Raw genomic sequence first — 19,574 nt, 5'->3', positions numbered from 1 at the left:
AGGATATTGATATGCAATGTAGTGATTTAGAATGGTTTTATTGTCACAACGGTGAAGTCATGGATGCAAATGAAGCCACGGAAAAGCGATTCGCTATTTTTCGAAAAATAGAGCGAGAGCTGAAAAATGCCCATAATCGTTCAAAAGAATGTTTACCGCCAACAGGGCTAGATGAGTCTATTTATTATCGATGTGAGGGAGATTCTCCTTCTGTTGAAAATGCATTAAATAATCCTTGGGTAAAAAGAGTAGAAGACTATGGGGTAACATCAGCTAAAGGCGTAAAAAGAATAGAAGATACTGCGGTGTATTTGGGCGTTTTCCCACCTCAAATTATGGGAATGAGCTTTCTTCTTAAATCTCGTATTGCCCGAAATCCTCGTGTTATGCAAGAAAATATTGAAGCGGTTTATTTATTGCGATTTATTCATGATCCTTATACGAATTTTTCTGAGGTTATTAATATTATTTTTGGAGAAATCATAAAAAATATGACTCCAGCTAGAAAGCAAAAGCTATCAAATTATATTAATACAGTTCAAAACTTATCAAATATAAATAAAGTCTCGAACGTAGTTGATCTTCCTGATATTCGAGGTGGCATTGATAAGTCATTTAAAAATTTTGTTATAGAAAGCACTCCTGGTTTGTTGGCTGAATCGACTATTCGAAAATTTATTGTGGCGGCGATAATAACTAAAATTGTCGAATCTATCGTTTTAAAGCACAGATCATTTTTTAAACCTGTCAGACCAAAAACAGTGATTAGTCGAGCGGTTATCGTGGCGACCGTAATATACAGTTACGGAACTATAGAAAAAATGTCGGAAGCTACACGGCGACTGAAGAATAAAAATCGCGCCGTCTATGACGCGATGGATAAAAGTCAGATAACCATGGCATATTATTTTGTTGAAGAGGAATTAGGACCATTGATTACGTTAGCCGCCAGTCCAAGTAATAGCGCTAGTGATGATGCTTTTGTCGCTGAAATTAGTCATTTAATCAATAAGTATAAAAATTAGCATACATTATCATTTGATCCAACTTGTAATATTACGGTATTTAATTACGTTGTTACAAGAGTTCGCATAGATGCTAAAAAGGATAAGATTAAATCGAAATTTGAAGGTTTGAATTTTTTGATGCAATCCTATTAAGGATAGATAGGGTAATTTAATAAGTACGGAGTGATAACATGGTTACGATTTGTGTTGATGGCGAGAATAAAACAGCGTAAATCCTTTTCTATTAATCTTAAAACAAAGGAACTGTTATGAATAATGACTCATTTTCAGAACAAGATATTGATAATCTTTGGGAAAAAGCTTTATTCACGTCACATATCAATGAAATTAAAGGTTTTAGGCTAGACGAGCAGGGGCATTGGATACGACGTAGTGAGTACGGAAACCTACAAAGTGAGTATGGATGGTTACCTTTGTCAATAACCTCAAATAAAGAGAGTACAAATATTGATGATTTTATTCCTAGCCACTGGTCATTTTTTCAGAAAAAAAATAAGACACAGTCTCCTAAATATCGTCTAAAGTTACTTTCACCGGAACGTATCAGTTCAGAACAAATTCATGATTTATGGTTAACTGCGTCTAAACACACCGAAGATAATGAGCAAAAAGGGTATCGTGTAGATATTTTAGGTCATTGGGTTGGTCGTGATCATTTTTTAAATCGAGATAGTCCATTTGGATGGTGCGCTGTATTAGTTGATGATATCAATGATAAGAGAGCGGATAAACAAATACGAATCTTACCCATTAATTTACATTTGATGCAATCACTGCTTTCGCAGATAGTGCAGAATGAGCAAGGTTGGACAGCTTGGGATACAGCTGAATTAACAGTAGATATGTTAGATTTTAGTTTTAGTGCAATTGGTGATGCATTTAGTGACGCGATTACTGTGCCTTTTTCAATTTTCGATTTATAAGCTCAATATTATAAAAAGATCATCCGTTTAAAATTAACTTATTGTGAATAAAGTTAACTTCAATCATCTGAGTTAGAATATTAGGTCAAACTAATAAATTACTGATCTGTTTGTTTAAGCGTTTTATTCGAGTAGGTGTTTATAAGTAAAAATAAAGAATTTAAAATAGCCGTCTTAATGAATATTCATTAAGACGGCTAAATCAAAGCTTAATTTGAATTGTGTCTAACTCATCAATATAATCCGCATACCACTGCATCATTGATTCTCCCCCTCTAAGGGAGGAAAACGGCTTTACCCTCATTCTGTTGTCCTATCTATCCGCCCGTATGATAAACATATCCCCCCACCGTAAAAAACTCCCCCGTGTTCAAGGCAAACATCACGTCCATAGCATTCATAATCAAAGTAGTGTGATAAGTCACCGAGTTGTGCTAAATCATAACAACCACTTTCTTCTATCCAGTAATAACCTAAATCGTATTCATTATTGACATTCTCTAATAGCTGAAAAGAGTCTAAATTATCGGCTAAATGAATTAAATCATGGATTGAATTCGCTGAAGAACCGATTTCAATAGCTGCCTGATAAAGGTCAATTTCATCAGGCGATAACATGGTTAATTGAGCCGCTAACGCATTCAACTCATCTAAAAGGCTGTATTCTGAAATGTAAGAGGAAAGGCCATCAATTGAGGATTCATAGTCCGTTAAGAAATACTCTTCATAGTGAATGCCATCAATACCAATACGGGCTAAACAGTGTTAGAGCTCTTTTGAGGTTGCCGGAAGCTTAAGCCACTCGCCAACTAGTTCACCTTCGTTATATTTTCCTAAATTCGTGATAAAAACAGAGATAATCCCCGATTTTAGGCATGGGGAAGCTGTTGGCGTCATGTGCATATTCATGTCCTATTTATTGATGTATTGTGATTTAATTAATGGCGATATCTTGAGAAATGGATCTCTTTTTCTTTTATGTTAGTTAAAACGAAAAAAGCCCCTGTCCGTCAGGACAGAGGTTCTTGCTTTTGGTGGGGTGTGGATTACAAACTAAAATGCATTACAATAAAATTGTAATCATGATTACGTTTTAGGCATATGCTATTCTAAAATTGCTTTACTCTGGCTTTCCAAAGAATCCATGTAGTCGGCATACCACTGCATCATTTCACGTCTTCCTTCCAAATATTGCGCATGGTTATAGGTTCCTCGAATAGAGTTTTTATCCCTGTGTGCCAATTGTGTTTCAATCCATGCACTATTAAATCCCTTCTCATGTAAAATTGTACTCATGGTGTGGCGAAAGCCATGTCCTGTTGCCTTACCATCATATCCAATTCGCTTTAATACCATATTAATACTGGCTTCACTCATTGGTTGATTGATGTTGCATCGACCCGGAAAAACGAGTTGATATTGGCCCGTGAAAGCATGTATCTCTTTTAAGATCTCAATCACTTGTTTGGAAAGAGGAACAGAGTGTGGTCGACGCATCTTCATTCTTTCTTCGGGAATTAACCAGAGTACATTATCAAAATCAAATTCACTCCAGTGAGCAGCTCTAAGTTCAATGGTTCTGACCCCAGTTAGCAGTAATAACTTTGTTGCGAGTCGGGTTATAGGACTACCGGAATACCCAGAAAGCTTCTGTAATAATTCAGGAAGCTCTTGAGCCGTTAGGTGAGGGAAGTGCTGTGTTTTCGGAGCCTTAAGCGTTCCAGTGAGCTCTGCAGCAGGATTTACCGTTGCTCGTCCTGTTGCAATCGCATACCGAAAGATTTGATTACAGAATTGCCTAACCTTACGCATTTTCTCTAAAGCGCCACGCTTTTCAATCATCCGTAAGATCTCTAACATTTCTAGTGGAAGGATCTCGGCAATAGGACGTTTAGCTAAATAAGGAAAGATATCTTTATCTAAAGCATCAAGAACACTTTCGGCGTAGTTTTCGGACCATTCGGATGATTTATGAGTATGCCATTCAATGGCAATCGCTTTAAACGTATTTTCTACGGTGATCTTTTTCGCGAGCTTTTCTAACTTCTTTTGTTCAGCCGGGTCGTTACCTTCAGCTAACAGCTTTCTGGCTTCATCACGTTTAACTCGTGCATCAGCAAGAGAAATATCAGGGTATACACCAATCGATAATTTCTTCTCTTTACCTGCGAAGCGATATTTCATTCGCCAGTAACGAGCACCATTGGGTTTAACGAGAAGGTAAAGCCCACGCTCATCAGAGAGCTTATACTCTTTGTCTTTAGGTTTGGCAGTCTGTATCTGCCGGGCGCTGAGTGCCATAATGGGGGCCCCTAAATTACATTGAACACGATGAGCCCCCAAAAAAGCCCCCAACAGACACTTGATTTAAGTTGAGTCGTGTTGAGTTCGGTGGAGCTCGACGAGTGATAATACAAGGTAATTCAATGAATATAAAGGAGTTTACTTGACTTGAGGAGACCACTGTAGAAGTGAAAGTGGTGCCCGGACTCGGAATCGAACCAAGGACACGGGGATTTTCAATCCCCTGCTCTACCGACTGAGCTATCCGGGCAACGGAGCGTATTAAACCTGATTTCATTGGTTGAGTCAAGGCGCTTTCAATAAACTTTTGACTGTATGCGCTTTTTTTCAACATGTTAGCCAGTTTTTAATCGAATATACATAAAATTATTAAGGTTAATAACAAATGCCAGCCTTAAAATCGATTTTGGCTGGCATATGCAATATTGGAAAAATTTTAGCGGAGATAATTTTTCTGTGCTTTGTTCACTTTAATCAGATAATTACGTGACTCAGCCGCTGGGTGTTTAGTGGATAAAGTTTCATACACTTCTCCAGGCTCTAAATTATTAATACGTTGTGCGGCTTGTTTTTTATCACTGTGGAAGACACGTAATACGCTACCAGCTCCGCCATTATAGGCAGTGATGACCGCGTAGCGGCGTGAGGTCTGGTTACGAATATCGCCTAAGTAGCTGTTTTGCAATATAGCTAAGTAAGCAGTACCTGTATCAATATTTTTCTCTGGGTCAAATAAATAGCTACGGCTAGGTACACCGGATTTCCCTTGTGAGCGGAAAACATCTTTCCCTGCTGTATTTGGCATTATCTGCATTAAACCAAGTGCATCAGAACGGCTAACCGCATAAGGGTTGAAACTTGATTCAATTTGCATGATAGCGAGGATTAATGATTCATCAACACCATATTTGGCTGAAGATTTTTTAATATAAGGTAAATATTTATGAGCCCGTTTATCCAAATGGTTTGGTACTAGTTGCATAGTTACTGACCAAACAATATTCATACCAGACTGCCGGCGTTGCATTTTATTTTCTATCAGATAATCAGCAAACTTTGTGGCTCGCCATTCCCAACGAATAGCTTCTCCTGTGTTATCTAGCACTTGGCCAAATAAAAAGGGTTCTTTGCTATGAGGAATATCATTAATGTCAGAATAGAGGTCAATGGAATTAGGATCATCGCCCATTAATAAGGTGGTGACAATGGCTTTCTTTAGGTGCTGTGAAGGTTCTATTGCTGAAATTGTCTCAACCGTGATGGTTCCCGCATCAAAATTAATATGGCTACGAGTTCGGTATTCATCGGTATATTTAACGTAGTCTTTTGGGCCTGCAATTAACACTTCTTTAATGCCCCAGATATTCTCAATATTGTGGGCAAATTGGCCCATTAATATATCGAACCCATTGGTATCTTTGACATAATTAGGGTTAAAGTCAGATTTTTGCTTGCTAGAACAAGAAACAATTAAGGGAATTAACAAACTCAGCGCAAATAGTTTTTTCATACGATTCACAGTCTTGGGGCAAAAGTCTACCTACTCAGTAGGTAGACAAACAGATTATTTTTCAGGTGTATAGCCATCAATATGGATATCATGGCCTTCAAACAAGAAATTAATCATTTCTTGTTCTAACATTTTACGGTCGTCAGGGTTCATGGTATTGAGTTTCTTTTCATTAATAAGCATGGTTTGCTTTGTCATCCATTGACTCCACGCTTCTTTTGAAATCTCGTTAAAAATACGTTTTCCTAACTCACCTGGGTAAAGCTGAAAATCTTGCCCATCAGCATCACGTTGTAAAAATGTACAAAAAATGGTTCTACTCATTAATTTTTCCTCAAATATCAGGTAGTAAGGCGAGCTGTTTTAGTAAACTTTCAACTGGGGCTGCAAGGCCGATAGTTGCGCCTAAGTGTAAGTTATACCAGAGTCCTTTGCCTTCATCCATGGCAGAATTAAATGCCTGAATGTTAACTTTTACAGGGATAATATCTAAATGAAAATGGCTAAATGTGTGACGGAAGGAAATTAATTGCTCTAATTGAGTATGTTCAAGGCCTGATTCATTCAGCCAGTCATTGAGTTGCTCTAAAGAATTAAATTGTGGGAAGGCAAATAACCCGCCCCAAATACCGGATGGTGGGCGTTGTTCTAACCACACACTATCACCGTGCTGCATAATTAGAAACCAAGCACTTTTTTCAGGAATTTTCTGTTTAGGCTTTTTGCCTGGGTAGTTTTGCCATGAATGATTGGCATAGGCCATGCAGCCAAAATTAAGTGGGCACAGCTCACATTTTGGTTTACTGCGAGTACAGACCATCGCACCTAAGTCCATCATCGCTTGGTTAAAAAATTCAACTCCCTCTTTTGGCGTGACATCAGTACTGATTTCCCACAAGCGATTTTCGACTTCTTTTTTACCCGGCCAACCATCAACCGCATAAGCTCGAGCTAATACACGTTTAACATTACCATCTAAGATAGGATAATGCTGTTTTTGTGATAATGACAAAATTGCCCCGGCTGTGGACCGGCCAACGCCTGGTAGCGCTAATACTTCATCAAATGTAGTGGGAAATGAGCCACCATATTGAGTCGCAATCACTTGTGCGGCTTTATGGAGATTCCGAGCCCGAGCGTAATAACCGAGCCCTGTCCATAGGTGTAAAACTTCATCAAGAGGTGCGTTGGCAAGGGCGGTAACATCCTCAAAATGAGAGATAAACTTCTCAAAATAGGGGATTACAGTACTCACTTGGGTTTGTTGCAGCATGACTTCTGATAACCAAACATGGTAGGACGATTTTTCCTGTTGCCATGGCAACGTTTTACGACCGTATTTGTGATACCAGTTAAGCACTGCAGATGAAAATTGTTGAGCTTCCATTGATAATTTTATTTTTTATTGATATTTCCAGTGATGGCAGGAATTGCAACATAGACGAAGAGGGCTGTAAACCGCTATTGTGTTGTTTAGTGTAAAGTTAGCTAATTATCAACTGCATCCTTGTGGAAGTTTTGCTAAACTCCGATATCCATCATGCTTCAAGGGTAAGGTTATTCACTGCAACTTGGGGCATTAGGGCTGTAAACTGATAGGTTTGGTAACCAATCACCTTATAAACTTGATTGTTGGCACATTAACTTAATTGGGCATTCATTTTAGAACCTTTATTATGATCAATAATGTTATCTCCCCCGAATATAATGAAGATGGGCGGGTTATGCGCCGAGTCCGTAGTTTTGTCCGCCGTCAAGGGCGTCTGACAAAACGTCAGGAAGACGCATTAGAAAAAGAATGGGCAGAAAAAGGCATCGATTTTATCAATGAGCCTTTTGATTTTGCCAAAGTATTTAATAACTCAAATCCAGTTACCTTGGAAATTGGGTTTGGGATGGGCGCCTCATTGGTGACCATGGCATCTCAAAATGCAGATAAAAACTTTTTAGGTATCGAAGTTCATGCTCCCGGTGTTGGCGCATGTTTAGCATCAGCAAAAGAAGAAAATGTCACCAATTTACGGGTGATGTGCCATGATGCAATAGAAGTTTTAGACTGCATGATCCCAAATGGAAGCCTTGAAATGGTTCAGTTATTTTTCCCTGACCCATGGCATAAAGCGAAACACAATAAGCGCCGTATTGTGCAAGTTCCGTTTGCAGAAAAAATTCGTAGTAAACTAGCTATCGGTGGTGTTTTCCATATGGCAACAGATTGGCAGCCTTATGCAGAGCACATGCTTGAAGTGATGACGAGTGTCGAAGGGTATAAAAACTTATCGCCATCAGGTGATTACGTTCCTCGTCCAGAAACAAGACCAGAAACAAAATTTGAAAAGCGGGGCCAGCGGTTAGGGCACGGTGTATGGGATTTAATGTTTGAGAGGATCAAATAATGGCTAAACAACCACGTAGTCGTCGTTTACGTAAAAAATTACGCTTGGATGAGTTCCAAGAGTTAGGCTTTACTGTTAAGTGGAGCTTTAAAGAAGGTACGCCGATTGAGGAAGTTGACAGCACCGTTGACCAACTGATTGCAGAAGCGATTGAACCGAATGGTTTAGCGTTTGAAGCAAGTGGCTATATGAGCTGGGAAGGGATCGTTTGCCTACAAAAAATTGGCAAATGTACCGAAGAGCACCGTCAAATTGTTGAAAACTGGCTAAAATCAAAAGGGATGAATGACGTCGTCGTTTCTGAGCTTTTTGATGTTTGGTGGGAAGAATAATTTTATTGAGTTAACCTCAATAAATAAACTGAACTTTCAGTCGCTTGAAGAGGCATCCAAAAATTGGGTGCCTTTATTTTCTGTTGCAAATACTATCTGGAGTCAACGTTTTGAGCGCCATGTTTTCTAACCAGCTACTCAACGATATCCTAGACCAAGTTCGCCCACTGATTGGGCAAGGTTGTGTTGCAAATTATATTCCTGCTTTAGGTTGTGTGTCTTCCCATCATTTAGGTATTGCGGTATCCACCCTCGATGGTGAGATTTTTACAGCGGGTGATGCCTACCAACGCTTTTCAATTCAATCTATTTCAAAAGTATTGAGCCTTACGCTTGCAATGACGCGTTATGAAGAAGAGGAAATCTGGAGCCGCGTAGGTAAAGAACCCTCCGGGCTACCCTTTAATTCGCTAATTCAAATCGAAATGGAAAAGGGGATACCTCGAAACCCGTTTATCAATGCGGGGGCCATTGTTATCGCTGATATGCTGCAATCACGCTTAAGCGCACCAAAACAGCGTATGTTGGAGTTTGTCCGGAAATTATCCTGTGAACCGGACATTAGCTATGACACAGTTGTCGCTCGCTCAGAACTCGAACATGCCAGCCGTAATGCGGCCATTGCTTATCTTATGAAATCCTTTGGGAATTTTGAAAATGATGTTTTAACGGTTCTCGAAACTTATTTTCATTATTGCTCTCTAAGTATGAACTGTGTTGAATTAGCGAGATGTTTTTCCTATTTAACATCGCAAGGAATGTCATCTTGCTCTATTGACCCCATCATCACGCCACTACAATCAAGGCAAATCAATGCATTAATGATGACTTGTGGTATGTATGACGGCTCTGGTGAGTTTGCATTTCGGATAGGAATGCCTGGCAAGTCTGGCGTTGGCGGGGGTATTGTCTGCGTAGTACCAAACCAATTTACGGTCGCGGTTTGGTCACCTGAGCTAGACTCGGCAGGGAACTCTTTAGTCGGCTGTGCGGCTTTAGAGCTATTATCGAAACGAATTGGGCGTTCTGTTTTTTAATTAATGCTCTACTAGGAGATTTTATGTTACGCCGTACATTAATTGCTTTTTCACTCCTTGCTTGTGCGACGAGCCAAGCTGCAGATTATAACTGTTCTGTAACGCCAAAGGATGACATCTTTATGACGCCCGAAAGTGTGCAAGTTATTGGTGCGAGTGGTGATTTAAAAATTACGCCAAACGGTGAGATTACACTTAACGGTAAAAATGTGGCTGCAACAGAGGCGCAAAAACAGCAAGCTATTCGTTACCAAGCCGATATTCGTCAGGATTTACCTTGGATAAAACAAGAATCAGAAAAAAAATTATCAACTTCAAGGGAAACGATAGACAAAGTTGTCGTTAAAGTGGTTGGCAGCGATAGCAATATTCGTAACCGGTTAACAAAATTAGAAAAAGATCTTAATGGGCAAATCAACCAAATTATTGAGACTCGTCCCAATGGTTATGTGTTTCACCATGAAGCCATGAAAACGGTTGAAACGAAAGGGCGCGAGTTAGTCAATGAAAGCTTAGGTGGTATTTTACAAGACAGCATTAACGAGATGGGACGTAAGCAATTATTATCGGGTGGCGATGCCAATAAAGCGTTACAAGGTATGCTAGGTAACTTAGGCGGGTTACAACAAGAACTCGAATCTGAATGGAAAAAACAAGAGAAAAGCTTCCAGCAATTCGGCCAACAAGTTTGTTCTAAAGTGACTTCAATAGAGCAACAACGCGTCTCATTACTTAATTCAATCAAAAGTCACTAATAGATTTAAAATCAATAATAACCTTATGAACAGTAATGTATTTTCGTACATTACTGTTTTTTTATTTATCCATATTATCGCTATCATCAATTTGTGTGATATTAACTCCATTAATGGGAATGAAAATGAAATTGATTCTTATTTGATTGACATCTAAGCCACTCACTTTACAATGCGGGTTTGGCTTAATGACTAAATTGGGATCATTTAAATGAAAAAATTCATTCCTGCTCTGCTTGTTTCTGTGTTGTCATTCTCTGCGCCTTTTGCTCTTAGCGCTGAATCTACCACTTTCACTCCAAATGCGGTTACAGCACAAGGCGTTGAAAAAGTGACGATCAAACACCTATCAGGTGAAACTGAAGTCATGAAAAAGCCACAAAAAGTGGTTCTGTTTGATTTCGGTGTTTATGACTCAATGCAAAAACTCGGCTTAGGTGACAAGGTTGTTGCACTACCAACTGGCAATGCTCCTGCTTATATAAAAGGCAGTATTCCTGCATCAATGGAAAATGCAGGTGGAATGAAACAACCTGATTTAGCCAAAATCGCGCAATTAAAACCTGATCTGATTGTGATCACAGGTCGTCAAGGTAAGTCTTATGATGAGTTATCAAAAATTGCACCCACCATCAATTTAGGCTCTGATAGCAAACACTATATTGATTCTGTAAAAGCCAACATTGGTGTAATTGGTGAGCTCTATGGTAACCAAAAAGCGGTTGATGAGCAGTTAGTCCAATTAGATAAAGTCATCGCAGATGCCCAGAAGAAAGCGGCTGATTCCAATAAAAAAGTTTTAGTATTAATGCATAATGACGGCAAATTAATTCCAAATAGCCAGGCTGTTGTTTACAACGTTGTGAAAGCACAACGCGCTGACTTACCGGTTGATGAAAGTGCAGATAAAGCCAAACGCCGTGTTGTAGATACCAAAACGATTGCTCAAGCTAACCCAGATGTGATCCTGATTGTTGACCGTAGCGAAGCGATTGGTGCAGGTAAATTGGATAAAACCGTATTTGAAGATAGCAACATTCAAGAAACCAAAGCTTATAAAGATGGCAAAATTACTTACCTGCAATCTGACTTATGGTATTTGTCAGGTGGTGGTTTAGTTAGCTTAACAGAGCAAGTTAATGCGGTGGAGAATGCTCTATAACAGATATCTGCCACTGTCTTATTGATGGTGGCAATATGTATTACCTCAATTGTTATTCTTGTCTATTTCATTTTTATCTCTAAACAAAAGCCCACTTCGTTTGAAGTGGGCTTTCATCTAATTTATCAGTGAAGTAATTTCTAAATGAACCGAACAGCGGTTACTCTTCACCTAAAAATAGCTCTAATAGAGAATTGAGAAACAGTTTTCCATGCTCTGTAATCTGCCATTCATTCACGGTTTCTGTGATATAGCCTTTAGCTAAAGCTTCATCAATAGCCGCTCTAACGATTGATTCTGGCAACCCTGTATATTGGGTAAATTCAGCGCGTGGCATAGCTTCAAGTAGGCGAAAGCGGTTCATGAAATATTCAAATGGTCTATCGGAAGCGTCAACGTCATGGGATTGGTGTATATAACGGCCCTCCATATAACCTCGAGGATGTTTTGTTTTTACGGTTCGTAAAATTTGACCATCTTCAAAAGAAATTTTTCCATGAGCGCCGCAACCGATGCCTAAATAGTCACCAAAGCGCCAGTAATTGAGGTTGTGTTGGCATTGGTAACCGGGTTTAGCATAGGCGGATGTTTCATATTGCTGGTAACCTGCCGCACTCAATAATTTATGGCCTTCAGTATAAATATCCCACAGCGTATCGTCATCGGGTAATACCGGAGGGCGTGAGCCAAATTGAGTGTTAGGTTCAATAGTGAGTTGGTACCAAGACAGGTGCGGAGGGGCAAGTTCAATAGCTTGGCGCAGATCAGATAAACCTTCAACTTGAGTTTGCGCGGGTAACCCATGCATTAAATCGAGGTTAAAGCTTCTTAAATTAAGATTACTAGCCAACTGAGCAGCGCGCTTCGCTTCATCAGCACCATGAATACGCCCTAAAGTGATTAATTTATCGTTACCGAAGCTTTGTACGCCAATAGAAATACGATTAATTCCTGCGGCTTGGTAACCTGCAAAACGGCCAGCTTCAACAGTACCAGGGTTTGCTTCCATGGTAACTTCTGCATGTGGGTCTAAATCAATTCGCTGACGTACGCCATCCATTAAAGCTTGCATTGACTCAGCACTTAATAAACTGGGGGTTCCGCCCCCAATAAAAATAGTTTTCACCGAACGTCCTGCAACTAATTTTGCATCGGTGTCTAAATCGGCTAATAAGTGCGCCACATATTCTTGCTGAGGGATCTCACCTTTAAGCGTATGTGAATTGAAGTCACAATAAGGGCACTTTTGTACACACCAAGGGATATGGATATACAGGCTCAGCGGGGGTAATTTAAGCATTCTTTAGCGCATCCAACATCATTGTGAGTGCTTTTCCACGATGTGAAACGGCTTGCTTTTCCGCTTTAGTTAACTCTGCTGAGGTACAACCTAATTCAGGAACATAGAATATGGGGTCATAACCAAAGCCGCCTTGGCCTTTGCGTTCACGGGTGATGATACCGTGCCAACGGCCATGGAATACTAATGGCGTAGGGTCTTCGGCATGTCGCAAATAAACTAACACACAGTTAAACTGAGCCTGACGTTGGTCGTCAGGCACATTTTTCATTGCTTCTAATAGCTTAACTAGGTTTTGCTCGTCTGTTGCTTCTTCACCTGCGTAGCGGGCAGAGTAAATCCCCGGTGCGCCACCAAGGGCATCAACGGAAATTCCTGAATCATCAGCAATTGCGGGTAACCCGGTTTGTGCCGCTGCATGACGCGCTTTTAGGATCGCATTTTCAATAAAAGTTAAGCCCGTTTCTTCTGCGGACTCAACACCTAATGAGGTTTGTGCGACGATATCCATCCCAAAATCACGTAGTAGGCCAGCTAACTCATTCACTTTTCCGGGGTTACCGGTGGCTAAAACAACTTTTTGCATTATTTAAAACTCGTTTTTACATAATACCAATGGAATACATCATTGCAGTCAATGATGGGTCAATCATCAGTGAGATATCTACACGCAGGTAATTCAATGCGATTAAAATAAACATCACAATCATTGCAGAGAAATCTAACCCGCCCATAGCAGGAATGATACGACGGATTGGCGCCATTAAAGGTTCGGTTAATTGGTATAATAAATAATCGACAGGGTTACGGCCTTGGCTAACCCAACTTAGAATTGCACGGATTAAAATCATCCAAAAAATTAATTTACCGGTATAGGTTAATAATAAAATCAGTCCCATAGGTAAAATGCTTATCCCTAAAATAGGGAGTAAGTTAGTTGCCCACATACCAAAGATAATGGCTGCAATGGCTAAAACAAACGCAACAACCACTGAAGCGGTATCTATCGCGCCAAAAGAAGGAATGACTCGGCGCAATGGTGCAACGATAGGTTGTGTTGCTTTAACAACAAATTTTGAAAAGGGATTATAAAAATCTGCACGCACCCACTGCATCCATACGCGCAGCAGTAATACAAAAATATACAGTTGGATCAGGGTAGTAACGACGAATACTAAGGTCTGCATGGCGAATTCCGCGATTAATTTAAAAAAGTTTTTCCATTTCTTCTGCTCTGTTTATTGCGCTTTGCATTGCATCGGCAACAATTTGCGGAAGATTTCCATTATAAAATTGCTCTAAAGCCATCGCGGTGGTACCGCCTTTAGAGGTGACTTGTTCACGTAAAGCTGAAAAGTCCGTGTCACTTTGTGACTTAGCCAGTTCTACAGCCCCTTCAATTGCATTAAGAACGAGCTCTCGAGCTTGTTGCTTATCATAACCGAGTTGTTCTGTTTTTTGCTGCATTGATTCCATAAATAGAAAGAAATAGGCAGGGGAGCTACCGGTAATAGCAATAATCTTATTGATGTCTTGCTCTTGTTGGCACCAAATCGTGGAGCCAACACTTTGCATCAGTTCTTGAGCAAACTGTTTGTCCGGTTCAGAAACCTTCCCTTGAGCGAATAACCCGCTAACGCCTTTACCCACCAACGATGGTGTATTTGGCATGATGCGTACTAAATTCAGTTGGTGTGCAAAGTAATCATTATACCGCTCAGCGGGGATCCCCGCGGCGATAGTCAGTACTAATTTTTGGTTAAAGTTTGTGGCATTTTGCAGCGGTTCACACACTTCTTTCATCATTTGTGGTTTAACCGCTAGGATAATGACTTCAGCGGCTTTGACTGCAGCCAAGTTATCATTACTGCTGATAATGCCATAATGTTCGGCCAGTTTGTCTCGACGTACAGGTGTAGGAGAGCACACCGTGATCATCGATGCAGGGTAACCATGGTTAACCAGCCCAGCAATGATGGCGTGAGCCATATTTCCGGCGCCGATGAAGGCAATTTTACGATGTTGCATTCTGTTCTCCTATCTTATTGGTGATATTGGCGAGCGCCAAAAATAGCGGTTCCTATGCGAACAAGTGTTGAGCCGCAATGGATTGCTGCACGCATATCGTCAGTCATCCCCATTGAAAGCGTGTCAATAGTGGGATAAGTGGTTTTCAATTGCTTAAATGCCTCATTCATTTGATGAAACACAGCACATTGGCGTTCATAATCCGTTTCAGGTGCAGGGATCGTCATCAGGCCGCGTAACACAAGGTTTGGCATCGTAGCGATTTGTGCCGCAAGGTCTGCAACTTCTGCTAGCGTTATACCTGATTTACTGTTTTCATCGCTGATATTGATTTGAATTAGCACATTGAGGGGCGCTTTTCCATTTGGACGTTGGTCATTTAAGCGCTGAGCGATTTTTGCTCTGTCTAAGGTATGGAACCAATCAAAGTGCTCAGCGACAAGGCGACTTTTATTTGATTGTAATGGGCCGATAAAATGCCAAACTAAGTCATTTCTATCAGAGAAATATTGAATTTTCTCAACGCCCTCTTGCACATAGTTCTCACCAAACTGGCGTTGACCTGCCTCTATAGCTTCTAAAATAGCCTCACAAGGTTTGGTTTTACTGACAGCCAACAGGGTAATGTCTTGTGGTGAGCGCTGACATTCTACTGCGGCATGATGAATACGCGCTGTAACATCAGAGATATTATTTTGAATGGTCATTATTTTATTCAATATGGTTTATTCAATACTATTTTATTCATGTCATACATGAATAGCGACTGTAGACCATAGTGTAAAGCAAATTACGTTAGAACGGCACCTTTGCATGAGGTTAAGACGAAAAATAACCTCAAATTCACGCAAATTTAAATATGTTGCTCAAACCAGCTTTCAAGGATCACAACAGCAGATGCAGAATCTACTTTTCCTTTACTCAAAGCTCGATAACCACCTTGTTCAAAAAGGCCTGCCTTTGCTTCAACAGTGGAAAGACGTTCATCATGTAATTCGACTTTAACACCAAAACGGCCATGAATTCGATTTGCAAAATTACGGGCTTGGCTTGTGACCAGTTGCTCGGTACCATCCATATTAAGGGGAAGGCCAACAATAACCAACTGAGGTTGCCATTCTTTAAGTAACTTTTCGATTTGTTGCCAATCAGGGCGGCCGTCACTAGCTTTTAGTGAGGTTAATGGTCGTGCGGTACCTGTAATTTCTTGTCCAACGGCCACACCGATACTTTTGGTCCCAAAATCAAAGGCTAACAAAGTTCTTCCAGACATTAAGCATGCCCCGCTTGCATTGAAATAGTATGAATATCAATACCAATTAATTTCGCTGCAGCAGTCCAGCGCTCATGAATTGGTGTGTCAAAAATAAGCTCAGGAGACGCTTCAACGGTTAACCAGCTATTTTCCATGATTTCACGTTCAAGTTGACCAGGTTCCCAGCTTGCATAACCTAGCGCAACTAAGGAGTTTGCGGGGGATAGCTCACCTCCTAAAGTCTCTAAGATATCTTTTGACGTCGTTACCATCACTTCATCATTTAAGTGCAGACTCGATAAAAAGCCTTTTATCGGTGTATGTAAGATAAACCCATGCTCTTCAGCCACGGGACCACCCGCAATGACAGGTTTCTTTAAATTACGATTATCAATTTTATCTGAAATCGTAATTTCGAGTTTTTTAAGCATCGTATCGACAGAAAAATCATCAATAGGCTTGTTAATCACAATCCCCATCGCCCCTTTTTCATTGTGCTCACACACATAAACGACCGACTGCTCAAAATAAGGGTCTGTTAAGGATGGCATGGCGATAAGAAAATGGTTTTGCAGATTCAAACTTAGACTCCAGCAAATTTAAAACAATTGAGAGAACACAATAAAAGGCAAACTTATAGGTGGTAAATAAAACGGATGGCTTTTATTGTGTGAAAATAATAAAAGCCATCAGTGAAGATAAACCACTATAAATTATTTATTGAGACGGCGTTCAATGGCATCCATTAACATACCTGTAATGGAGATATCAAATGCGGCTTCAATTTCCCGCGCACATGTTGGGCTGGTCACGTTAATTTCGGTTAAACGGTCACCAATGATATCAAGGCCAACAAAAATTAAGCCTTTTTCTTTTAATGTTGGCGCTACGGCACGTGCAATGGCCCAGTCACTTTCACTTAATGGACGAGCTTCCCCACGGCCACCCGCTGCAAGGTTACCTCGGGTTTCACCTTGAGCTGGAATTCGTGCTAAGCAATAAGGAACAGGTTCACCATCCACTACCAAGACACGTTTATCACCATCTTTAATTGCGGGTAGGAAGTTTTGTGCCATGCAGTAACGGGAACTATGCTCCGTTAACGTTTCGATGATTACGCCCACATTTGGGTCATCTTGTTTAAGACGGAAAATCGAAGCACCACCCATACCATCTAGTGGTTTGAATATAACATCCCCATGTTTTTGGTGAAATTCTCTCAACTTTTGTGGGCTGCGTGTGACCAATGTGTCCGGTGTTAACTCAGCAAACCAAGCTGTAAAGAGTTTTTCATTGCAGTCACGTAGGCTTTGCGGTTTATTCACAACTAAGGTGCCAGCTTGTTCTGCTCTTTCTAGAATATAAGTCGCATAGATAAATTCAGTATCAAATGGGGGGTCTTTCCGCATTAAAATGGCATCAAGTGAACTTAGGGGGATGTCTTGTTCCCCATGAAATTCATACCATTTTTCTGGGTTTTCTTCGACTGTCACGATTTTTGTTTGTGCGCGAGCTTCACCTTGGTGTAAATACAGGTCATTCATTTCCATATAATGGATTTCATAACCTCGACGCTGAGCTTCCAGCATCATTGCAAAACTGGTGTCTTTCTTGATTTTGATGGATGAAATAGGATCCATCACTATACCGAGCTTGATCATTTTTTCTCCTTACCCCAGATCACCTAAGCGCACTTGTAGTGCTGTGATAGCGGTTAGCGCAGTCGTTTCTGTTCGTAATACTCGAGGCCCTAACAGTATATCGGTAAATTGATAATTTGCTGTCATGGCAATTTCGTCTGCTGACAAGCCACCTTCAGGGCCAATCAACAATCGTACTTTCTTCAGTTCAGTGGGTAACGTATTAATACTTTCTGTTGCCCTTGGGTGCAAATTGACTTTAAAAGCACCATCATTTTCCGCACACCAGGCTTCAAGGGTTTGGACTGGGCGAATTTCTGGAATTCGGTTGCGGCCACATTGTTCACAGGCGGCAATCGCAATTTTTTGCCATTGCAGTAATTTTTTCTCGAGCCGTTCGCCATCTAAGCGAACACCGCAACGTTCTGATAACAAAGGTGTTATTGTATTAACTCCGAGTTCGACAGATTTTTGGATGGTAAATTCCATTTTTTCCCCACGAGACATGACCTGCCCGAGGTGTAAATCGAGAGGGGATTCTCTATCGTCAATCTGGCTATTTTCAATGTGTACGAATACATTTTTTTTAGTAGCTTCAGTAATTTCAGCACTAAAGGTTTGATTGCTGCCATCAAAAAGTTCGAGTTTTTGGCCCGCAGTCATGCGTAGTACCCGACCTACATGGTTTGCAGCATCATCACCAAGAGAAATTGTTGTGTTTATTTGAAGAGGCTCTGGGTGATAAATGCGTGGAACGCGCATAGCTTTTCCTTAGTACCGACTGGGTTAATAAATAATATAACTTTGATGAATATGGGGGTTGAATTGTTAAACTCAAGCGCTGCTACCTAGTTTATAACGAAATAGTGACCTTTTATAGTATGTCTGTGCCATAAGTGACATCTTAAACAGTGATGAAAGTAAACGAGAAGATCATGATATTCGAATAAACCGACTCTACTCAACGGAATTAAAGTGTTGGGGATAGCAGAAATTCACAGTATATTTATTTTTATCTCCATAAAGGAATAAGGAGTTAATATGAGGGAGTTACTCTGTACTTTAATATCATCGGTTATATCTATTATTTCGCCGTCTGAGCAATTTACATTATCATGTCAAAATGATAAATCTATCAATATTATTGATTTTGTTTGTATTTTATTTTCTTTATTTATGCTGTTAATATCCTTTTTTACGACTAAAAAACTACTTATTTATTTACCGGTTGTCCATTTTGATAAATCCAAAATTATTATTAAAAATACCGTTTTACTTCTAATATATAGTGCGCTAATTTTTGTAATTTATTATTCATCTAATAATTTACGTATTATTTTGTTTTTAACATTATATATTAATCTAATAACACCATTATTTATCATTGATAATAAAATAGGTTATCTCCCTGATATTCTTACGTACCCATTATTATGGTTAGGGGTGCTATATCAAATTCACTTACCAAGTGGGAATGTAGTCTCAGCTATTTATGCAGTACTGATCAGTTACTTAGTGATGTTAATGGTGGTTACATTGGTTGAGAAACAAACTTATCAACCACAAATGGGGAGAGGGGATTTTAAACTCGTTGCAGCTTGTTCGGCCTGGCTTGGAGTTTGGGAGTTACCTTACTTTTTGGGCACTGCCGCAGGGCTGGGGCTATTACAATATTGGGTAACGTATGGGCTATTGCCTAAAATATCCCCAAAGAAGCAACTGGCAAATCTAGCCCACACAGAGGCATTATCTGGGGTGCAAATAGCTAAAACAGCGAAGACGATTCCATTTGGCCCCGCATTAATTATTAGTGCTAGCACATGGTTGTATTTATCAATAATTGAATATTAAATTAAATGACAACCTTATGCGTATATTTGAAAAGCGGCTTATTAAAAAGGGTG

21 protein-coding genes, 1 tRNA gene and 1 pseudogene are annotated in these 19,574 nt (G+C 40.0%); 8 read left to right on the top strand and 15 right to left on the bottom strand.

All coding sequences use genetic code 11. From position 1 onward, the window contains the following. Nucleotides 1–59 precede the first annotated feature (59 nt). The gene (locus PSE60_RS11265) at nt 60–1,025 is read left to right on the top strand and encodes a hypothetical protein (protein ID WP_272665474.1); all 966 of its coding nucleotides are present in this window, start codon (nt 60–62) and stop codon (nt 1,023–1,025) included. Nucleotides 1,026–1,276: 251 nt separating this feature from the next. Next, entirely contained in the window at nt 1,277–1,951 is a 675-nt protein-coding gene (locus PSE60_RS11260; RefSeq protein WP_272665473.1) for a hypothetical protein, read from the top strand. 317 nt (nt 1,952–2,268) lie between these two features. Here the strand turns inward: PSE60_RS11260 and PSE60_RS11255 are convergent. The 6 genes and pseudogenes from PSE60_RS11255 to mutY form a co-directional block, all read right to left on the bottom strand. Beyond that, a pseudogene (locus PSE60_RS11255) lies at nt 2,269–2,854 on the bottom strand (antirestriction protein ArdA). A 201-nt stretch (nt 2,855–3,055) separates the two neighbouring features. After that, the gene (locus PSE60_RS11250) at nt 3,056–4,252 is read right to left on the bottom strand and encodes a tyrosine-type recombinase/integrase (RefSeq protein WP_004908076.1); all 1,197 of its coding nucleotides are present in this window, start codon (nt 4,250–4,252) and stop codon (nt 3,056–3,058) included. A 177-nt stretch (nt 4,253–4,429) separates the two neighbouring features. After that, nucleotides 4,430–4,505 (bottom strand) — tRNA-Phe (locus PSE60_RS11245). Between the two features lie 186 nt (nt 4,506–4,691). Beyond that, on the bottom strand, nt 4,692–5,765 hold the full coding sequence (gene mltC / locus PSE60_RS11240) for a membrane-bound lytic murein transglycosylase MltC (protein WP_109911957.1): 1,074 nt from the start codon (nt 5,763–5,765) through the stop codon (nt 4,692–4,694). Between the two features lie 54 nt (nt 5,766–5,819). Continuing rightward, nucleotides 5,820–6,089, bottom strand: a complete 270-nt coding sequence (locus PSE60_RS11235) for an oxidative damage protection protein (RefSeq protein ID WP_198641881.1) — start codon at nt 6,087–6,089, stop codon at nt 5,820–5,822. A gap of 10 nt (nt 6,090–6,099) precedes the next feature. Further along, a complete protein-coding gene (gene mutY / locus PSE60_RS11230) occupies nt 6,100–7,152 on the bottom strand; it encodes an A/G-specific adenine glycosylase (protein ID WP_272665471.1) in 1,053 nt (350 codons plus the stop codon). A 289-nt stretch (nt 7,153–7,441) separates the two neighbouring features. On the opposite strand from mutY, the gene trmB reads away from it, so the two are divergent. From trmB to PSE60_RS11205, 5 genes are all read left to right on the top strand, one after another. Then, nucleotides 7,442–8,161, top strand: coding sequence for a tRNA (guanosine(46)-N7)-methyltransferase TrmB (trmB, locus tag PSE60_RS11225; RefSeq protein ID WP_109911959.1), 720 nt, complete (start codon nt 7,442–7,444; stop codon nt 8,159–8,161). Further along, nucleotides 8,161–8,493 carry a YggL family protein gene (locus PSE60_RS11220; protein ID WP_115166698.1) on the top strand — a complete coding sequence of 111 codons (333 nt, stop codon included), beginning with the start codon at nt 8,161–8,163 and terminating at the stop codon, nt 8,491–8,493. Before trmB ends, PSE60_RS11220 begins: the two co-directional genes overlap by 1 nt. Nucleotides 8,494–8,603: 110 nt before the next feature. Further along, nucleotides 8,604–9,530 carry a glutaminase B gene (gene glsB / locus PSE60_RS11215; protein WP_210836977.1) on the top strand — a complete coding sequence of 309 codons (927 nt, stop codon included), beginning with the start codon at nt 8,604–8,606 and terminating at the stop codon, nt 9,528–9,530. Nucleotides 9,531–9,553: 23 nt separating this feature from the next. Then, on the top strand, nt 9,554–10,285 hold the full coding sequence (locus tag PSE60_RS11210) for a DUF2884 domain-containing protein (RefSeq protein WP_210836978.1): 732 nt from the start codon (nt 9,554–9,556) through the stop codon (nt 10,283–10,285). 211 nt (nt 10,286–10,496) lie between these two features. After that, entirely contained in the window at nt 10,497–11,447 is a 951-nt protein-coding gene (locus tag PSE60_RS11205; RefSeq protein ID WP_272665468.1) for a siderophore ABC transporter substrate-binding protein, read from the top strand. Between the two features lie 160 nt (nt 11,448–11,607). Here the strand turns inward: PSE60_RS11205 and hemW are convergent, their stop codons facing one another. The 9 genes from hemW to rsmE all read right to left on the bottom strand — a co-directional run bounded on the left by hemW (nt 11,608) and on the right by rsmE (nt 18,432). Then, nucleotides 11,608–12,747, bottom strand: coding sequence for a radical SAM family heme chaperone HemW (gene hemW, locus PSE60_RS11200; protein ID WP_210836980.1), 1,140 nt, complete (start codon nt 12,745–12,747; stop codon nt 11,608–11,610). After that, nucleotides 12,740–13,333, bottom strand: coding sequence for an RdgB/HAM1 family non-canonical purine NTP pyrophosphatase (rdgB, locus tag PSE60_RS11195; protein ID WP_109911961.1), 594 nt, complete (start codon nt 13,331–13,333; stop codon nt 12,740–12,742). Before rdgB ends, hemW begins: the two co-directional genes overlap by 8 nt. 16 nt (nt 13,334–13,349) lie before the next feature. After that, nucleotides 13,350–13,934, bottom strand: a complete 585-nt coding sequence (locus tag PSE60_RS11190; RefSeq protein WP_210836982.1) for a YggT family protein — start codon at nt 13,932–13,934, stop codon at nt 13,350–13,352. 19 nt (nt 13,935–13,953) lie between these two features. Further along, the gene (gene proC, locus PSE60_RS11185; RefSeq protein WP_272665465.1) at nt 13,954–14,775 is read right to left on the bottom strand and encodes a pyrroline-5-carboxylate reductase; all 822 of its coding nucleotides are present in this window, start codon (nt 14,773–14,775) and stop codon (nt 13,954–13,956) included. 14 nt (nt 14,776–14,789) lie between these two features. After that, nucleotides 14,790–15,482 carry a YggS family pyridoxal phosphate-dependent enzyme gene (locus PSE60_RS11180; protein ID WP_247605313.1) on the bottom strand — a complete coding sequence of 231 codons (693 nt, stop codon included), beginning with the start codon at nt 15,480–15,482 and terminating at the stop codon, nt 14,790–14,792. Nucleotides 15,483–15,628: 146 nt separating this feature from the next. Next, nucleotides 15,629–16,048: a Holliday junction resolvase RuvX gene (gene ruvX, locus PSE60_RS11175; protein ID WP_004914142.1), complete on the bottom strand. Its 420-nt coding sequence runs from the start codon at nt 16,046–16,048 to the stop codon at nt 15,629–15,631. Further along, nucleotides 16,048–16,611, bottom strand: coding sequence for a YqgE/AlgH family protein (locus PSE60_RS11170; RefSeq protein ID WP_272665464.1), 564 nt, complete (start codon nt 16,609–16,611; stop codon nt 16,048–16,050). Before PSE60_RS11170 ends, ruvX begins: the two co-directional genes overlap by 1 nt. Nucleotides 16,612–16,743: 132 nt before the next feature. Further along, nucleotides 16,744–17,691, bottom strand: coding sequence for a glutathione synthase (gshB, locus tag PSE60_RS11165; RefSeq protein WP_272665463.1), 948 nt, complete (start codon nt 17,689–17,691; stop codon nt 16,744–16,746). Nucleotides 17,692–17,700: 9 nt separating this feature from the next. Then, nucleotides 17,701–18,432: a 16S rRNA (uracil(1498)-N(3))-methyltransferase gene (rsmE, locus tag PSE60_RS11160; RefSeq protein WP_272665460.1), complete on the bottom strand. Its 732-nt coding sequence runs from the start codon at nt 18,430–18,432 to the stop codon at nt 17,701–17,703. A gap of 279 nt (nt 18,433–18,711) precedes the next feature. On the opposite strand from rsmE, the gene PSE60_RS11155 reads away from it, so the two are divergent. Beyond that, nucleotides 18,712–19,521, top strand: a complete 810-nt coding sequence (locus PSE60_RS11155) for an A24 family peptidase (RefSeq protein ID WP_336298611.1) — start codon at nt 18,712–18,714, stop codon at nt 19,519–19,521. Nucleotides 19,522–19,574: the final 53 nt, after the last annotated feature.

The sequence above is a fragment of the Providencia sp. PROV174 genome (genome assembly GCF_028480685.1).
Taxonomy (GTDB): Bacteria; Pseudomonadota; Gammaproteobacteria; order Enterobacterales; family Enterobacteriaceae; genus Providencia; species Providencia rettgeri.
The sequence above is the reverse complement of the archived record's forward strand: the minus strand, read 5'-3'. Positions and strand labels throughout refer to the sequence as shown.